The organism is Stenotrophomonas sp. SMYL86 (assembly GCF_036320025.1).
GTDB classification, from domain to species: Bacteria; Pseudomonadota; Gammaproteobacteria; order Xanthomonadales; family Xanthomonadaceae; genus Stenotrophomonas; species Stenotrophomonas maltophilia_A.
Genome location: NZ_JAWIRU010000024.1, coordinates 32,315 through 50,508, shown reverse-complemented (window position 1 = coordinate 50,508; position 18,194 = coordinate 32,315). Strand labels below are relative to the sequence as shown.

General features: G+C 62.2%; 12 protein-coding genes. 8 read left to right on the top strand and 4 right to left on the bottom strand.

Going from position 1 to position 18,194, the window contains the following annotated elements; genetic code table 11:
- The first annotated feature begins 7 nt into the window (after positions 1-7).
- Entirely contained in the window at positions 8-493 is a 486-nt protein-coding gene (locus tag V3B64_RS19690; protein ID WP_100467719.1) for a very short patch repair endonuclease, read from the top strand.
- 498 nt (positions 494-991) lie between these two features.
- On the opposite strand, the gene V3B64_RS19685 is transcribed toward V3B64_RS19690, so the two are convergent.
- From V3B64_RS19685 to V3B64_RS19670, 4 genes are all read right to left on the bottom strand, one after another.
- Positions 992-1,342: a hypothetical protein gene (locus V3B64_RS19685; protein WP_100467720.1), complete on the bottom strand. Its 351-nt coding sequence runs from the start codon at positions 1,340-1,342 to the stop codon at positions 992-994.
- 100 nt (positions 1,343-1,442) lie between these two features.
- The gene (locus V3B64_RS19680; protein WP_329914770.1) at positions 1,443-1,811 is read right to left on the bottom strand and encodes a hypothetical protein; all 369 of its coding nucleotides are present in this window, start codon (positions 1,809-1,811) and stop codon (positions 1,443-1,445) included.
- 453 nt (positions 1,812-2,264) lie between these two features.
- Positions 2,265-2,690 carry an energy transducer TonB gene (locus tag V3B64_RS19675; RefSeq protein ID WP_329914768.1) on the bottom strand — a complete coding sequence of 142 codons (426 nt, stop codon included), beginning with the start codon at positions 2,688-2,690 and terminating at the stop codon, positions 2,265-2,267.
- Positions 2,691-2,964: 274 nt separating this feature from the next.
- Positions 2,965-3,612, bottom strand: a complete 648-nt coding sequence (locus V3B64_RS19670; protein WP_100467723.1) for a HEPN domain-containing protein — start codon at positions 3,610-3,612, stop codon at positions 2,965-2,967.
- Positions 3,613-4,518: 906 nt separating this feature from the next.
- Between V3B64_RS19670 and V3B64_RS19665 the strand changes: the two genes are divergently transcribed.
- The 7 genes from V3B64_RS19665 to V3B64_RS19635 all read left to right on the top strand — a co-directional run bounded on the left by V3B64_RS19665 (position 4,519) and on the right by V3B64_RS19635 (position 18,191).
- Complete coding sequence (locus V3B64_RS19665; RefSeq protein WP_004139622.1) at positions 4,519-5,523, top strand: WYL domain-containing protein; 1,005 nt, start codon at positions 4,519-4,521, stop codon at positions 5,521-5,523.
- An 88-nt stretch (positions 5,524-5,611) separates the two neighbouring features.
- Complete coding sequence (locus tag V3B64_RS19660; RefSeq protein ID WP_329914766.1) at positions 5,612-7,375, top strand: dynamin family protein; 1,764 nt, start codon at positions 5,612-5,614, stop codon at positions 7,373-7,375.
- Entirely contained in the window at positions 7,372-9,591 is a 2,220-nt protein-coding gene (locus V3B64_RS19655; RefSeq protein ID WP_329914765.1) for a dynamin family protein, read from the top strand. Before V3B64_RS19660 ends, V3B64_RS19655 begins: the two co-directional genes overlap by 4 nt.
- On the top strand, positions 9,588-11,411 hold the full coding sequence (locus tag V3B64_RS19650) for a dynamin family protein (protein ID WP_329914764.1): 1,824 nt from the start codon (positions 9,588-9,590) through the stop codon (positions 11,409-11,411). The genes V3B64_RS19655 and V3B64_RS19650 overlap by 4 nt, the downstream gene beginning before the upstream one ends.
- Positions 11,412-11,953: 542 nt before the next feature.
- On the top strand, positions 11,954-13,144 hold the full coding sequence (locus tag V3B64_RS19645) for a DUF6361 family protein (protein ID WP_329914762.1): 1,191 nt from the start codon (positions 11,954-11,956) through the stop codon (positions 13,142-13,144).
- A gap of 131 nt (positions 13,145-13,275) precedes the next feature.
- On the top strand, positions 13,276-14,979 hold the full coding sequence (locus V3B64_RS19640; RefSeq protein ID WP_329914761.1) for a phospholipase D family protein: 1,704 nt from the start codon (positions 13,276-13,278) through the stop codon (positions 14,977-14,979).
- Positions 14,979-18,191 (top strand): helicase-related protein, encoded by a 3,213-nt coding sequence (locus V3B64_RS19635; protein WP_329914759.1) that lies wholly within the window; start codon positions 14,979-14,981, stop codon positions 18,189-18,191. Before V3B64_RS19640 ends, V3B64_RS19635 begins: the two co-directional genes overlap by 1 nt.
- Positions 18,192-18,194: the final 3 nt, after the last annotated feature.

The following is an 18,194-nucleotide window of genomic DNA, read 5'->3' as shown; positions in this document are numbered from 1 at the left end:
CTGCTAGATGGTTGATGTGATGAGCCCGGCTGTTCGATCAGCACTGATGTCGAGAATCAGGGCCAGGAACACTAAGCCGGAGGTCACTGTCCGAAGGCACCTCTGGGCGCGCGGCTTCCGCTTTCGACTTCATACGAAGGGCCTCGCAGGAAAGCCTGACCTTGTGCTTCCGAAATGGAAGGCTGCGGTGTTCGTACACGGGTGCTTCTGGCATCGCCATGAGGGTTGCCCTCTTTTCAGACTGCCGAAGACACGCGCAGCCTTCTGGGATGCGAAACTCTCCGCCAATCGACAGCGCGACCTGGCGGTAGTCAGGTCGCTTCTGGACATGAGCTGGCGCGTGGCAGTTGTATGGGAATGCGCTATCCGACTCGACTCGAGTGTCGCGAGTGATCGCCTTTCGGAGTGGATATCCAGTGATCGCAAGGGAATAGAGATCCTGGCCAGCGACGGCACAGTAATCTGTGGAGACTTGGATAGCGGTCAACCGTGAAAAATCCATCTGCCTACGACCATTCCCTTGTTCAGTTTCGCGTTCAGAAAGGGTGGTCGCTTTTGATCCAGGATGCCGGCCCCAATCTGTCTGCGGCAGGGTTCAGTGCTCTACTCTGAATGTCTGAGCCGCGCCCCCCGACGCCTGACGGAATCATACCAGGGTGGAAGCCCCTATCGCTGATTCTTTAGTGGCGCCGGATGGCCATAGGGGCGATTGCCGAATGCCCGAGTCGCAGGGGGCAGCCTCTGGGGCATCATGCCCGATTGTTTTGGGCCGCAGAACGCAAGTCGGGCAAGCGGCCGCCAGAGCCTTGATGGAGCTTGGTCTACCCAGACTTCATCGACCCCGTGAGCAGGAAGATGAGCGTGAAGATGGGCGGGGTTGGGGGCATCTCACTCGCCCGGAAGGCCAGATCACTGGCGTCGTGGGTGTTCACGGGGGTTAGGCCGGACGGGAGCTCGTCCAGCATGCTCACGCACTCAGGACTAATGGCCACTACTGCGCCACAATCCGCCCACTCCAATGCGATAGCAGCGGCACAACGCACGGAACATCAATCTGCCTATTCGCATACAGCACGATTACAAGCTGTTCCAATGAGTTATCCACCAGCATCACGGGTATGCCGTCACAGCTGACCTCGAAGTATCGGTCTCCCGCGTACTGCGCGTGCTGTACCAGGCCCTCGCGCACCAGTCGAACGGCTTCCTCGCGCATGACAGCAAACTCAGCGTCGGATACCTTCCGAAACGTCCGCAGATCCAAGCCAGCCTTGGGTACATGCCGGCTGGCGATCGCCGCAGCCACCGCCGCCAGCAGCACAGTGCCATAGATCACAGGCTTCATTTGACGCTCTGCAGATAGTGGGTGGACTAGAAGGCGAACGGTCCGCCGATAGCGCGTGGGTGACCAGCAGTCACGCGACAGATGGCCAGGTCCAACTGGACTACTCCTGCACGTGCAACCGCTCAGTCACCTGCGCCGTCAACGCCACACAAGCCATCTTCAACCCTTCCATAATCCGATCCCCGAGGTACTCCTCGGGCGCGCCGTTCTGCCGCGTGCGCTCCGCAGCCAGCATCAGCTCCGCCACCACGCGCAACCCGGCTAGCGCGCAATCCGCATCCGCCAGCTGAAGACACCGCCCAGGCAGTTGATGCCGCTCCGGCCAAGGCTGGCCATCCGCAGCTGCACCGGTTCCGATGCGGTGCAGCGTGGCGACGAAGGCGTTGGGATCGACGGACGGTTCGCGCTCGGGTTCGGCGTTGTCCGGATCGTACTGTGCGTGCAGGGAACGGAAGTCCGATGTGTTCATGGCAATGCTCCGTACAGGACAGATAGCAGCGCCACCAATAAAGGTGGCGGACGATGCGTGGTTCGAAAGCCGGACAGTAACCAAGCCGGTGGGTCCGAAGACCCCCACGCACCGCCCGCCATGGAACGCGAACGGATTGCCAGCCGGCGCCACGCAAGGTGACGCCGGCTGACAAGCGCAAAACACAAGGCTACTGAACGGGCTTTCGAACCCCGCGCCACCCTTTTCCGGTGGCACGCCAAGAGATACCCGTGCAGCAACCAAATGCCAAGAAACTGCAGGACTGAAGATTGCCAGTCCTGACGCTTTCGGCATTGTCGCACACGGTGTTAAGCCGGCAAGCGATTGCGCCGCAACGTTCTTGAAGGGCTTGGCGCTATTGGCCCCAAGCGCAGGAGCACCCGCAGCCAGGGCCATGGCCTAGGGCCAATAGCGACAGACTGGAGCAGCAGTTCAGCCGGCCGGCGCCTCGGCCTCGGGCACGAAGGTCAGACGGACCCGTACCCGTGCATGCCACGCGACGCCCTCAACCACGACCGGATCAAAGCGCCATTGGTCCACTGCGGTAAGGGCCGCACGATCAAGCTCCCGCAGTCCGCTGGACCGCGCCACCATCACGTTGGAAACGTGGCCAAGCTCATCCAGTTGAGCAACCAGCAGCACCTGCATGGGAGCCTGCAGGAAGGTATCGGGCGATGTGGTGAGGGCCGTTGAATACACAAGGGCGGGTGCCTGCTGCAGCTTGAAGGTGGGGTTGTCACCAGCCTCTACGAACACTTCAGTGGAAACCTGCGGGTCTGCCGCCGTGGCCATGGCATGTGTAGCGCTCAGCAGCATGAGGGCGAGGTTCAGTGCCAGGGCGGCGTTCAAACGGGGCATACGTGGTTTCCATTCCGGTGCGCTGCCAGCATAGCGGCCATCCCCCGGCTGGCTCCCGCCTGGACCGGCTGGCCACGCCCAGGCTGACGTCGTAGTGGCGGGTGATAGCGCGTGGGTAGAACCTTCCAGTCGCCCGGCGAGGATCGTGGGCATGATCATCCCCTTGGGGGTGGGGGATGGCGTGGAGCGTGCATGGCTGGGGCGGGTCCCAGCCATGCGCTCAGTCCCTAAACCGCGTTGCCGGGCCTGCCGACATCTCTGGCCGTGCCATGGTTCAGATGGGGATCATCGGGTAGGCGACTTCACCCAGGTCGGGCGCGTCGTCCCTCATCATCAGATGCAGGATTGCCGGTACCAGTTGGCCCAGGATGGCGGCGCCATCTCGCAACTGCTCACGATTGGCATGGCTGTCCCACGTGGCCCCGCCATGTACCAGCTGGTTGCGCAGTACGTACAGCCGGTCAAGCACGATGGAGAGCACGACTTCAGTACGCCGTTCAACTACGGCCTGCAGCGCCGAGCGCTGGTCCTTGGCAAAGCGCTCTGCCCACTGGTCGCTGCTGTCATGTTCCCGCAGTGCCTTCCAGAAGCGTGCATAGACAAAGCGATTCCCGATAAGGGTTCGGATAGGCCCGGGAAATTGTTTGAACAGGATGTCCTGCAGGCTTCCTTGCTTGTCATGCCTCAGCAAAGCATCGAAGAACCTGCGCAGTTGTTCGCGCTCGGCATTCTCGAATCCGAACTCCTTGGCATAGGCTGCGTTCAGCGCAATCCACAGAAACAGGAATCGCGCGTCCGTATCCTCGTCTTCCTGTTCGGCGCGGTTGAGCCAGCTGATGGCGCGGTGTAGGCGCACGCGCGTCGAGTCCGGCTGTGCATCGCGAATCTGACGATGCACTTCCTTCAGAGCAGTCGAATCCATTTTTCCCCCCTGTAAGATTTGCCATTATGCATGGCACCTCCGGCTGGGAAACTACTCCGAACGTCGCGCACTCCGCCAAGCCTCGGGTAATCCCTGCCAAAGCGCATCCAGAGTGGCTGCGCTGCCGCACGCCAGCGCAGTGGAGCGGCACTCGGGGCAGGCGCGGAACCAGGTCAGTCCCTCGATACGCGCATCCCCGGACGAAGGCAATGTCCGCTTCCAGCCGCAGTCTCGGCAATGGTAGGTCGACTTTTGCGCCAGTCCCCACATGCTCTGCCGAGCCTCAGTCATCTGCGCCGACAAGCTGCTGATCCGTCAGCCAGCGGCCCAGCCCATACAGCGCGAAACCGTAAACCACCGTGGCACCGATAATCTTGAACATGCAGTCCCTCCTCCTGGGTAGTAGCGGGGCGTCCAATGCCCCTGTTCCGATCCTTCGGCGTCCATTCTGCAGAGGGGTGCGACAACCTGTGTCGCGTCACCCGGGCCGATACTCGGCGCTCCCGGGATCGTGGCGGCGCGATTGGATTTCAGACCATTCCTAAAGACATCGCGCGCGAGTTGGCGATAGATTCTGCTGCAGAGCGATCCACCACGAGGCGCCCCGTGCAGGCATGCGTCGCTGCCCGCCGAGCGCCGTGCCATTGGCATCCGTAGCCGGCCGCTATCGGCTTGCGTTTGGATTACTTGAGCCTCCATCGGAACACACATCGTTCCACATCCGCACCCGCAGATGGCCCTGTGTCTGCTGTGAAAGCGTGATCGGATTCAAGATAATCACGAGACCAAGGGAAGGAACCCGTTGTTGGCCGAAGTGGCTTCTTGCGACATCAGATGTCGCAGCTTTCGGTTGAATCGGCTCATCCCCTGCTGGGATGTCGTGGAAACATACAAAGGACTGGCAACATGGACACCGATAACCGCTCCTCGCTGGCGCGCCAGTGGCGTCTGCTGCAGCTGCTGCAGCCTGCTCCGCACTACCGCACCGTGAAGGAGCTCGCCCAGACCTTGGCGGCGGAGAGCTACAAGGGGGGTACTCGAACCATCGAGCGGGATCTGAACGCCCTGTCGCTGCAGTTCCCCATCGAGAGCAATGATCTTCAGAAGCCCTATGGTTGGGCATGGATGCGCGGCGCGGCCGCCTTCAGCATGCCGGGCATGTCCGTCTCACAGGCGGTGGTGCTGCTCACCGCGCAGCGCAACCTGCAGGGACTGTTGCCAGCCAATCACTGGCCTGCACTGACGCCGTTCTTTGACCAGGCAGAGAAGACGCTGGCGGCGGTCCGCACGACGCGTTCCACGCGGCGCTGGCACGAGAAGGTCGCTGTCGTGCCAGCCAGCCAGTCCCTGCTGCCGGCTGCGGTGGACACCGACGTGGCGGTCAACGTGCACCAGGCGCTTTTCAACGAGAAGCAGCTGCGCTTGTACTACGTGGCCCGTGGCCGTAGCGATGCCAGTGAGTACGTCTTCCATCCCTACGGGATGATCCAGCGTGGAACGTCCAGTTACCTGGCTGGACGGATTGATGGGCGCACGGAGACCACTACGCTGTCGCTGCACCGGGTACAGCGTGCAGAAATGCTCGACGCCGACACCGAAGGTGCTGAGTCCTTCGAACTCGGAAACTATGCGAGCCGGGTTGCCGCAGGCTTCGAGAGCAAAGGACCTCTGTCCGTTGAGCTGGAGCTTGATGAAGCCCTGGCCCAGCACCTGGCGGAGACACCGCTCTCCCGTGATCAGAAGCTGGACGTCGGGGACGGTCTTGTTCCCCGTCTGCGGGCCACCGTCGATGACTCCGCCCAACTGCGCTGGTGGCTGCTCGGCCTGGGCGCATCGGTACGCGTTCTGGCTCCCGCAGCACTGGCCGACGATATCGCCGCTCGCCACCGAAGCGCCGCACAGCGCTACTGACGTGTGGGTGCGACGCCGGATGTCGCACGCCCGCAACACAATCTTTCCGCGCTACTCCTTCGACCTACACGCCACACAGGGGAAACAGATGTTCGCTGTTAAGAATCAATGCCTTGGTCTGTTGGACCGGATTACGACGCTGGCTGACAGCGCAGCGATCGAACTGCCTGAAAACCACTCGCTCGCCGAAGAAATGCAGCGGGCCGAACTGTTGGTACCGATCATCGGTGCGTTCAGTGCAGGAAAGAGCTCGCTGATCAACACCTTCCTGGGCGCGGACATCCTCCCGGTCGGTATCACCCCGGAGACTGAGCTGGCCACCGAGTTGCGCTTCAGCCGGGATCTCCACGTTCTGGCGCACCGTGCCGATGGTGGCAGTGATCGGCTCGCCGTGGAGGACTTGCTGTCCATCAAGCCGCGGGCCTCGTCGTACACGCACCTGGAACTGCATCTGGACGACCCGCGCCTGGAAGCGCTGTATCCACAGGTTCTCGTGGACATGCCCGGCTTCGGCTCCTCGCTGGACAGCCACAACAAGGCCATCGCCCATTATCTGCCGCGTGGCGCGCACTTCATCGTGGCCGTGAGCGTGCCCGACGGTACTCTGGCCGAGTCGACGCTGCGCCAGCTTGAAACCATGCAGACCTATGAGGCTGGATTCTCGATCCTGCTGAGCAAGGCGAACCTGCGTTCGGCCGAAGAAGTGGATGCCGTGGAAGTGGCTGTACGGGAGCAGCTTGAGCTGCGCCTGGGCGTTGCGCCGGCCATGGCACGCGACGACCGCAAGCAGGGCAATGGACTGGCCAGTCTGCTGCCCAAGATCAGTGCAAGTGATCTGTGGATCGGCCGCTTCCTGCCGCGAATCTCGCGCCAGCTTGCCCACGCTCGTGCCCAGGTGAAAATGGCACGCAAGGCGTTGGATCAGAGCGATGCGGATATTGATCGCAGCGTACGTCAGCTGAATGATGCCCTGGATGATCTGAACGCCCAGCGCGACGCCCTCGTCGCCAAGCTGGGCCGTAGCCGCCTGAGCCAGGTGGTCGAACAGTGCGTTGAGGAAGTAGGCCAGGCCCTTCGCGAGGCCTCCAGTGAGCTGCAGGCGGCCGCTGCCGGTGGCAACAACCCGCGGTTTGCGCAGGTCGTCAGCGATATTTCCCGCCAGCGCTTGAGTCGTGTGGTCAAGGAACGCATGGAAGGGCTGAGCCAGCAGGCGATTGGTGATCTGGCCAAATCCCTGTCTCAGCGCGAGGTGGATGAGGTTGGCAGTGTCGGCGGACCGGACTGGACGCAGCAGATGCAGACGCGCGTACAGGAGACGCTGACCCAGACCGGTCAAGCGCTCGAGCGCTGGCAGGGCAACCTGCAGAAGGCGCGTGAAGACGAGAAGCTGCTGCGTCCCTATGCCGGTGATGACGAGAATGATCGGGAGAAGACCCAGAGAGCCCGAGTTGCCTTCCGCAGTATCACCACCGTTCTGGCGGTCACCACCAGCGTCGTGGCTCCGGCGATCGAGCTGGTCGTGATCTTCCTGCCGGAGATCCTCGGGTTTGTGTCGCGCAAGCTCCGCGAGGAGGAGCTGCGCAAGACCATCGACAACCAGGTTATTCCGTCGGTGCAGCGCGAGTTCCGGACCAAGCTGCCCGAGCTGCTGCAGGCACAGGTTGATGGCCTGATCGAGCAGGCCGTGCATGAGTTCAAGACGGCCATCGAGGAAAAACGGCAGCTGCTGGAAAGTGTTGTGGCCGAGCAGAGCAGTCCTGCCCGCGCGGCACGCGTGAAAGCACTTGACGCTGCGGAAGCTGGTCTGACCTCCGTTGCGAACGAAGTCGTCGCGCTGGAGTCCGCCCGATGAGTGCTGAAGTGATCCTGGACCGTCAGCAGAAGTTGATCACGTGGCTTGCAGCACACGCCGACATTCTCAATGGCGCCGTCGGGGCTTCGTCGCAGTGGGAGATCGACACGATCGATAGCCTGAAGGAAGCGTTGTTGCGACTGGACGACGAAAATCGCCTGATGGACATTGGCATTGTCGGCCGGGTCAAGGCCGGCAAATCGACGCTGCTCAACGCGCTGGTTTTCAACGGGGAGTCAGTACTGCCGCAGGCGGCGACGCCGATGACCGCAGCACTGACCACGCTGACCTACGGCGAGCGGTTCAAGGCGACCGCGCGCTTCTACTCCCAGGCGGATCTTGCCAACATCGAGCAGGCTGCTGCTGTGTACAGCGACCTGCTTGAGAAGTCGCTGATCGAAGAGCTGCGACGCACGGAAGGGCGTGCGGGCCTGGACCCTGAGCGCCGAAGGGAGCTGGCCGAGCGGGGTGCCCGACGGGCACTGGCCACCCAGCAGCCGTCCTTGCAGGCCTCGCACGAACAGTGGGCGAAGATCACGGCGTCCGGCCTTTCGTTGGCCCGCCTGAAGGAGGACAAGCCGCTGGAGGCTGACGACGTACAGGGCCTGGCGGCGCTGCTGGCGGACTACGTTGCCCCGGAAGGTCGCTACATGCCTGTAACCAAGAGCGTCGACATCGAGATGCCGGTGGAGGCGCTGCGCGGGCTGCGCATCATCGATACGCCGGGGCTGAATGACCCGGTTGCATCGCGCGAGGCACGCACTCACGATCTCTTGAAGTGCTGCGATGTGGTGTTTGTCGTCAGCCCGGCAGCACAGTTCATGAGTCAGGAAGATCTGGACGTGATGGCGCGGATCACCGCTGCCGAGGGCATCCGCGAACTGGTGCTGGTTGCCAGTCAGGTGGACAACACGCTGCATGGTTCGGAAATGCAGGCACAGCTGCATGCTTCGCTGACCGGTCTTCGGCGGGAGCTTGCGGGCCATGCGGGCAAGGTGCTGGATAAGCTGAAGCTCTCCAACCCTGAGATTGGCGATGTATTCCAGGGCCTGGTGGACAAGGGGGAGGATGCGATCATCCACAGTTCCGGCATGTGCCATTCGATGTCGGTCGAGTTCGACAGCGTGGCGGATTGGCAAGGTGGCCGCCTTACGGCGTGGCAGAACCTCAAGGAAACCTACCCGGACTACTTCAGGGACGACAATCCAGGGCTGTCGCGCACCAATCTCGATCAGTTGGCCAACATGGCCGGTCTGCTTGAGGTGGTGGAACAGGCCCGTCTAGCGAAAGCGCGCGTGCTGGCCGCTCGGCGCCAGGACCTGCTGGATGCCAAGGAGCGGAAGCAGGTCGAACTGCTGCGTGAGCTGCGCAAGAAGCTGGCGTTGCGCGCAGGTGACATTGGCGATGTGGGCCTGACTGATCTGAAGAAGAACAAACGGGCGCTTGAGCGCAAACGGATCGATCTCACGCGCGCGCTCGACGAAAAACTGATGCGGGTGAGTAGAGACTTTGTCGAGCATCTCGAAGCTTCCATGGAACGCGTCATCGATTCCGCATTCGACGCTGCCGATTCCGGCGTGAAGCGCACGGTTGGAACCGAGACCCGGAAAGTTCGAGTCGAGTCTCACGGTGCACTCAACTGGCTCGCCAAGAAGCTATGGGATGGCGGCTATCGTGAATACGACGAGACCGATGCAACCATCCTGCCAGCATCGGTAAAGGCTTCGGTGTCGGCTTTCGCAAGTAAGCTGCGGACCGATCTCAACAAGGAAGCGAGGCATGAGCAGGTCAAGTTTGACAGAGCTCTGTTTTCGGAGTTGGTGAGCACGGCCCGTAATGAACTGGGCGATGAACTGGACATTGAAGCTGTCTACTCAGCACTCAAGAGCATCGTCAATAGCGTGGATTTTCCTAAAGTTTCGATCCGGGCACCTGTGCTGGGCACGCCGGCAGCGACCGTGAAGTTGAGAGGCGAGCAGGCGGGCCAGTATCTCGCGGAAGCAATGCATGCAATACACACTTTGCAGAACGCGGCTCAGGATGCGGTCAGCGGCTATGTGGAGGGCGTCTGGTCGAAAATTCCCAAGTCTGTTGCTGGCGAGTTCATTGGATATATCCAGTCGCAGTTCGATGCGCTGCAGAAGTTGATGGAGGAAGCTGAAAAGACGCGGGCGACACTGACCATGATGGATGCGGAGTTGGAGGCAATGCAGTGAGTGGTGATAATGGCAGGCCGTTGTTCGATGGCGCCAGCGCGCAGCACCTTACCTACCTCGCCGGGTGGAAGCCGTGGGGCCGTCGGCCTCACGTGACCGCCATCCAGGAGCAGATGGACGCAGCCAGCCAGCGTTGGATCTCCATCGTGGAGGACCATCGACGGCTCAACATCACGGCGGAGCAACGAGCGCTTGCCTTGGCAGAGCGGGAAGCTGAACTGAAGCACGCATCCGAGGCTCTGGCGGAGCGGGCAACCGAGCTGAAGGATGTGTCCAAGGCCCTGGCCGAGAGTGAGACCACCCGTAGTCGCGAGCGTGACGATGCGCAGACCCGCGAGCAGGCACTGGCTGGCGAACTCGATGCCCAGAGGCAGGCCTCGCAGGAGTTGCAGAAGGAGCTTCAGGATGCGGGCAGGCGCGAACTGGATCTGAGCCAGCGCTACGGCGCCGAGAAGATGGCCCGGGCGCAGCTGACGACGAGTCTGGTGGATGCCCAGGACCGCCTTAAGGTGCAGTCCATGCAGCATGCTGCAACTCAGGCTGCGCTTGAAAGCGAGCAGGAGCAGAGCCGTCAGTTGGGTGGCGATCTGGATCTGCTGCAGGCCGAGCACGCCGCAACGCAGATCCGCTTTGCGCTGGTTTCGCGCCTGCTTGCGGTGCCGCCGCCGCGAAACGAGGGCATCGAAGCCTTCCAGAAGCTGCTCGATGATGACTACATGCGCTTTGCGAGTGCCGAGGCGTCCCTCGCTGACGAAGCGAAGGCGCTGAGGTTGTTGCAGTCCATCCAGCAGGAGCTGCACCTGATGGCGGCCAATCCGGACATCTTCCGCCGTACGGTAGTGGGGGTGGTCGGTGGCTTCAGCAGCGGAAAGTCGGCCTTCATCAACAGCTTCCTTGGCAAGGATTTCAAGCTGCTCTCCAGCGTCACGCCGGCAACCGTCATCCCCAGCTACGTGTATCCCGCGCAGCAGACGCAGATCCAGGCGTATTCGTTCAATGGCGGCTGCATTGATCTGGATGCCGGGTTCTACCAGGAAATGTCCCGTGCGTTTGTCGAGAAGTTCAGCTTTGACCTCAAGCGGATCATGCCCTTGGTAAGCGTCGGTACCAGCATGGACACCGAGCGCACCGGCAACATCTGTCTGATGGATACCCCCGGCTACAACCCGGGTACCGAGGGTAGTTTCAGTCAGAGCGACCGCGCGGTAGCCGTGTCTCACTCGCGGAAGTCGGATGTGCTTTTCTGGGTCATCGGAATTGACGCCAACGGTACGACTCCGGATTCGGATATCGAATTCCTGAAGGAGATTGGTTTCGAGGGACGTCCCGTCTACGTGGTTCTGAACAAGGCCGATCTGCGATCAGCTGATCAGATTGAAGAGATCCTGGGGCAGATCCAGGACGAAATCGAGCTGAATGGCATCACGGTTGAGGGCATCAGTGTTTACTCCTCAAAATACGGCAAGGAGTACGAATTCCGTGGAAAATCCATGCAGGACTTCCTGCGTGAGCGTCCCAAGGGTCGTCTGCCGATGGAGCATGTCGAGGATCGGATCAACGAGGTGTTCGAGCTTTATCGCAGTGCCATCACCGAATCCATCGCGACGGCGAAGGCCTGCCGCTCGGCCGCGCGTGCGCTTGCATTGGACCTGATGCAGGGAGATGTCCAGGATGCGGCAACCATGCGTTCGGCAACCCAGAACGTGGAGACCATCAACGCGGCGATGAACCTCGACGCCCTGTCCAGACTTCTTGTCGATGCGGACCAGATCAATGCCGCTTTCCTCGATGCAGCAAGACGGGTGCTCACGCCCGCTTGATGCGGGTGTGGCCTGGTATGACCGGTCTTTGCCTGAATGTCGCTATGGCTTGGGGTCTGCCTTCCGCCAGGCCTCAGGCAGACCGTCCCAAAGGTGGTCGAGGGTGCGGGTGGGGCGGCCAGAGACGGCGGGTGACCTGCACCGCGGGCAATGGGAGAAGTGCGTCAGCCCCGGCAGACGCACATCCCCCGTTGGCGGGGTGATACGAAGCCAACCGCAGGCTGGGCAGTGATAGGTCCAACGTTGTGTACGTCCCCACATGGGCGGCTTGCCTCCGTATGAATGGCGGGGGCATCCCTGCCCATGGTGCGTCCTGCTGGTCCATCTTCTTTGAGGGCGCGACAGCCAGTGACGCATTGATCGGAAGAATGGCTGGCCGGCACATGCAAGAGCAATCGAGCAGCACAGATACAAGCGTCACCCAGACCAAGAACAGGAACAGGAACAGGAACAGGGGAAAGTGATGAACCAGCAGACCCAATGCACGCGCCATGTATCGCGCCGTGCATCCACGCGCGCACGCGCCTGCGGGAGGATTTGAGATGCCTTCCAGCCTGACATGGCTCGACCATGACGCTGCGGCACAGGCACGCAGCGCTACGCTGCTGGCCCTTCTGGACCAGCCCGGCACCCGCGACGAGCTCGGATTTGGCGGTATCCGCGATGCGTTGTCCGACCAGCTGTTCCCCGGCACCTCCGTCATCCAGACGCGGCTGCGATACATGCTTCTGCTGCCGAGGATGTTCATGGGCCTGGAGGCTTCTTCGGTACGCCCCAGGGATTTTGCAGAGCGTGCGCGGCAGGATGAGCTGAAGCTAAATGATTGCCTGGCGGCGGAGGACGGGGCGTTCGGTCGTGATTCCGGCCACACGCTCAAGCGCCTTGCCAGCTCCGTCTACTGGGCGGGCATGCGCTCCTGGGGCATCTTCGCGCGATCGGGCTCCCAGCAGGACTACTTCTCGGCCATCGAGCAGATTCGCAGGGAGCGCAGCTGGAAGCAGCAACGCGACGACGGGATGGAGGACGCTGAGCTGATTGCACAGACCTGGCATCCCTCACTGGAGAAGCTGGTACCGGTGGCCGCACTGGAAGAGGGATCGCTGTCCCTGACCGCGGACGAGGCGGAGTTCATCCGCGAGCAATGGAAGGTTCATCACCCGCAGACCCTGTTGGTGTGGCTGGCGCAGGACAAGGGGCGATTGGGCGACTGTGCCGACGCCGGGTTCCCATGGCTGCATCCACAGATCCGCCAGGCTCCGCAGCCGCTGCGTGAGCTCGTGGAACACGCGCGTCAGTTCTCCCGTCTCGCCAACGGTGCGTCGCTGGTCTACAACCTTGCCCTGGCGGAGGCGTCTTCCAACGATGAACGTCGTGAGGAGTACGGCCAGGAACTGAAGACCTGGATCGACGGCGTTCCGGCTTCGCAGCTGGGCGAATGGGACATGGTGCAGTTCTGGGAGCAGGTGGAACGGGTGGGGCGTCCGATTCATCCGCGCACCCGCGAGTTCGTGAGCAGCTGGCTTGCGCTGGTCAAGGCCGGCCAGGCCGACAGCCCGCAGTCACGCAGTCTCGTGCGTGAGCGGGAGCGCTCGCTGAAAGGCAATCTCTCGCGCTTCAATCCTGGAAACCTCGATCGCTGGAGCGGTGCGTCCGGCCTCGGAATCCTCAATTACCGGTGGGGCATCACGCGCCGTCACCTTGCCGACCTCCTGCACGGCCTGGAGGCCGCATGATCCATCCATCTGCACGCAGTACTCTGACCGAGGCCTTGCAGCCCCCCAGCGGCTACCGGTTTGATGCCGGCGTCGCCACTACGTACAGCCTGTCGCTGGGCGCGTTGCTGGGATTGCCTGCACATTTCGCCTTGCTCGGCGACCACGACAACAGCGCCGAAGAAGATCCTTTGCGCCTCGTGGAAGGGCTGCGCCGGGCAAGCCGCAGGCTTGCGGTGTTCTGCGAACGGGGACGGATGGAAGCACCGCCAGCAGGCAACGCATTGGCGGTGCTGGCTGAGGGCATGGTGCATGAGGTCTGCGCCCCACACGGCGGCGCCTTCCACCCGAAGATCTGGGCGCTGCGCTATGTGGCCATCGATGCGGCCGCCGAACCTGCCACCGTCGTACGTCTGCTGGTGCTGACCCGCAATCTGACCTGGGACCGCTGTTGGGACGTGAGCCTGCGCCTGGATGGTGTGCCAGGAAAGGCCAAGGAGGCCAGCAACAAGCCGCTGGCGGACTTCCTGCGCTGGCTGCCGCTGAATACCGAAGGGGCGTCGCCGGACCTGGAGCGGCAGGCGATGATCGTATCGTTGGCGAAGGACATCGAGCGCGCTGACTGGGAAAAGCCTCCGGGCTTCACCCAGCTGGCGTTCCACGTGCTGGGTACTGCAAAGCGGGCAGTGCCGTGGAGTCCGCTCGAGGGCGGTGGCAAGGCCCAGGATGTGTTGATCGTCTCTCCCTTCGTACGCGCTGGCGCGCTGCAGACGCTGCGCGAGCACTGCAACGGCGACTTCATGCTGGTGAGTCGCGCCGATGAGCTGGATAGGCTTCCGGCCGGCGCCTGCCTGGCCGATGACAGTGCCTACGTGTTGAAGCCTGACACGCTGCTCTCCGAAGGTGAAGAGGCTGGACAGGCCGATACGCTGCAGGGCCTGCACGCCAAGGTGGCCGTGTTCCAGCGCGGCCAACGGGTGCACGTTGCAGTCGGTTCGGCCAATTACACCAACGCGGTTGTGCAGAACGGCAGCAACGTTGAAGTGGTTGCGGAGCTGAGTGGTCCGGTGAGCAGGATTCCCGCGCCGAGGCAGTGGCTTGACGAGCATCTTCAGCCCTTGCTGGACACGTACACGCCCGGTGGGGGCGAAGATGCGGAGGGCGCAGAGCGTCGCCAACTGCAGGACCAGCTGGAGGCCATCCGTCGCCAGATTGCTGCTGCCGCCTGGACGCTGCACTGCGAAACCCATCCGGTCTCGGGATGGAACCTCGCGCTTTCGTGCCCGGGCCTTCCGCTTGACGGTGCCACGCTGCACGCGTGGCCGTTGGCGGTGGTTTCCGAGCGGGCCCGTGCTGTACAGGCGGGTCAGGTTGATCTGGGAACCTTTGCCGGCCATGAGGTGAGTTCACTGGTTGGCTTCCAGGTCACGCCCAACAGTACCCGCGCCGAGGAGCTGGCCGTCCCGCCGTTGCGCTTCGCGCTGGAAGTTTCACTGGAGGGCGCTCCAGACGACCGCGCGGACGCGCTGGTGGCACAACTGCTGGGTAGCCGCGCGGCGTTCCTGCGCTATCTCGCGCTGCTGCTGGATGATCCCCAGGCCGCAGGCTGTGGAGCGCGCAATCGAGCGGATGGCAGCAGTGGCGGCAGCAGGGATGCGAGTGGCCTCATGGCGAACTACCCGCTGTTTGAACAGCTGCTGCGGATCTATTCCCGCGAGCCTGAACGACTTGAAGCGATTGATCGCATGGTGAAGCGGTTGAAGGACAAGCAGTTCGATGGGCAGCCCTGTCTGCCCGATGATTTCCTGGCCCTCTGGGAAGTTGTGGGAAACGCTATTGGCAAGGAGGCTGCGTAATGAACAGGAATACAGATCTTTCGGATCCGACCCCCGTTCTTGAGCGGCTGAAGGGCTTCCAGCGTAGGACGGTGAACTATGCGTTCCGACGCATGTACGAAGATCACGATCCGGCAATGCGTTTCCTGGTCGCCGATGAGGTGGGGCTGGGCAAGACGCAGGTGGCCAAAGGTCTGATCGCGCGCGTGGTTGCCCATAAGGCAGCCAGCAAAGAGCGCATGGACATCATCTACATCTGCTCCAATGCTTCCATCGCATCGCAGAACCTGGAGCGTCTTCGGCTTCGTTCGACCAAAGCGGTTCGCGCTACCCGGTTGACCCTGCTGCCGCTGGCGCTTGCCGATGGCGGTCTGGAAGGCGACGGTGTGAACTTCATCAGTTTCACACCAGGTACTTCGTTTGAAACAACCAGCCGTGGAGGACTGGCCCGCGAGCGCGTGCTCATCCATCGCATGCTGCAGGGCGTATCCAGGCTCAATGCCAACGGCTTGGCCTGGGTGCTGCGTGGCGGTCTGGGAGATGGCTGGCGGCAGCATTTTGAGCACGAGGACGGCGTGGATGAACCGGATGAGGCCATCACCCGTACGTTTGTCAAGTCGTTGGACAAGAAGCGATTGAGACAGCTTGTCGAAGTCTGTGACAGGCACGCCGGTCGGCGGACGCGTGCACTGGACAGTGACGAGCGCGCCGAAGCCCTCGAGCTGACGTCCTGGCTGCGCACCACGCTGGCGCACTGTTGCCTGAAGGCACTGAAGCCTGATCTGGTGGTGCTGGATGAGTTCCAGCGCTTCCGCGAGCTTCTTGCCGTGCAGGATCCTGACTCCGATGACGAGGCTGCCCCGGCATCTTCTGCTGCAAAGCTGGCGCAGGAGTTGTTCGACCATGAGAACAAGCCTCGCGTGCTCCTGCTTTCGGCCACGCCCTACAAGATGTTCGTCGCCCAGCAGGAGCAGGAGGATCACTACCGCGACTTCCTGGCAACGGCGTCATTCCTGTTCAATGATCCGGAAGAGGTGACCGCGCTCCGCGCTGACCTCGCCGCATTCCGTGCATCGCTGGTGGGCGTGGGGGCATCGCAGGATGATGCACGTGTGCTCAAGGGTGCAATCGAGAGTCGGCTCAAGAAGGTGATGTGCCGGACCGAGCGCGTGGGTGTAACCCGGGGCCGCGATGCGATGGTGAGGGATGTCCCGCTTCCGTTGTCGCTGACATCGGAGGACCTGGCGGACTACGCCTGCGTGGATGCGCTTGCAAGAGCGGCGGGGACGAATGATGTCATGGAGTTCTGGCGCTCCAGTCCCTACCTGCTGAACTTCATGCGTGAGGACGGATACACCTTCAAGCGCCGCATGATGGATCGACAGGGCAAGGCGGCTCTGGGGCGGGCGTTGTCCCAGCATCCGCAGTACAGGACGCTGGATCAGGATGCGCTGCAGCGGTACAGCCCGTTGGTGGCGGCAAACCCGAGAATGGACGTGCTGGCCAAGGATATGGAGGACCAGGGCAGCTGGCGCTTGTTGTGGGTTCCTCCTTCCATGCCTTACTGGGCAGGAGAGGGTGCGTACGCGCAGGTATCCCATTTCAGCAAGACGCTGGTGTTCTCAAGCTGGAACATGGTTCCTGATGCGATTGCCGGCCTTCTTTCCTACCATGCCGAGCAATTGGCCATGGCGGGGCATGCGCTCCAGCCCGGATACGACGCGCCTGGCAAGAGCCTGAGTGCTCGCTTGCGCTTCAACAGCGGCAAGAGCGGGCATGAGGACATGAACGCGCTCACTCTGCTGGTTCCTTCCCTCGCGCTGGCCACAATGGTCGATCCCTTGGCGATGTCGGTCGCTGCAGGTGGCTCGCTGCACTTGGCAGATGCCAGGCGTGAGGCTGCCGGTCGGATCAGGGAGAGGATGGAGTCGCTTGACCTGCCAGCGTCCAGGCACTCGGGGCCGCCTGACGTGCGCTGGTACTGGTTGACGCTGCTTCTGCTTGAGCGTGCGCATGTCCAATCGCATGTGGACCCGTGCTGGGGTTCGGAGGACCTGACGATTGGTGCGGGTGAGGATGAGGAAGACGGTGGCGCCAGCGTTTCAGGGCAGGGGTTCTCCCGTCATGTGGCTTACTGGCGACAGGTATGGGGGCGCGGTTTTGACGAGCCCTCTCTGCAGACGCTTGGGCCACGTCCCGACGACATTGCCGAGGTACTGGCTGATCTCGCATTGGCGGCACCAGGTGTGTGCGCTTTGCGTGCATTGCTGCGCCTGCTGCCGGGAGACAATGAGGCCGACCTTCGCCAGGCCGCCATAAAAATTGCGGACGTGTTCCGCCGACAGCTGAATATGCCCGAAGCGGTCGCCATCATCACTCACGAGGAAGGTGGGGTGTATTGGCGGCGGGCGGTGGCATACTGCGCAGAAGGCAATTTGCAGGCTTTGCTTGATGAGTACCTGCATCTGCTGCACGAGCAGAACGCAGCGGACGAGAAATCTACCCATGCTCAGGCCATCGCGAAGGGCGTGAGTGATGCGGGCCACGTGCGCGCAAGCCAGCTTCACCCTGAGGGTGTGAAGCTGTTGGATGGAAAGCTCGTGCGCGACGATGCGCTGTCATTGCGTTGCCGGTATGCGATGCGCTACGGAAATGCCACCGAGGACGACAAGGTGGTTGCCCGCAAGGACGCGTTGCAGCATGCATTCAACTCGCCCTTCCGTCCCTTCGTGCTCGCATCCACTTCGGTGGGTCAGGAAGGGCTGGACTTCCATTCCTGGTGTCACTCGATTGTTCACTGGAACCTGCCTGGCAATCCGGTAGATCTTGAGCAGCGGGAGGGGCGCGTTCATCGCTACAAAGGACTGGCCGTCCGCCGAAACGTTGCGCGGCTGGCAGGGTTCGTGCCCGACCAGGCCGCCGGTGACCCATGGGCGGGACTGTTCACCAATGCAGAGGTGCCTCACAAGGAAACGCCATTGGCGGGCCTGATTCCATATTGGATCTGCGAGGCACCGGGCGGTGTGGCGGTTGAGCGAAAGGTGTTCCATTTTCCTCTGAGCCAGGACAAGCACCGCTTTGATCGGCTGAAGAGCAGCCTGGCGCTGTATCGCATGGTCTTTGCACAGCCGCGCCAGCAGGATCTTCTGGGGCACCTGCAAGCGCGTGCGGAAGGCGGCGAGGATGTGCAGGCATTGCTGGATACCTGGCGGATCGAACTGCTGCCGGACTGACCG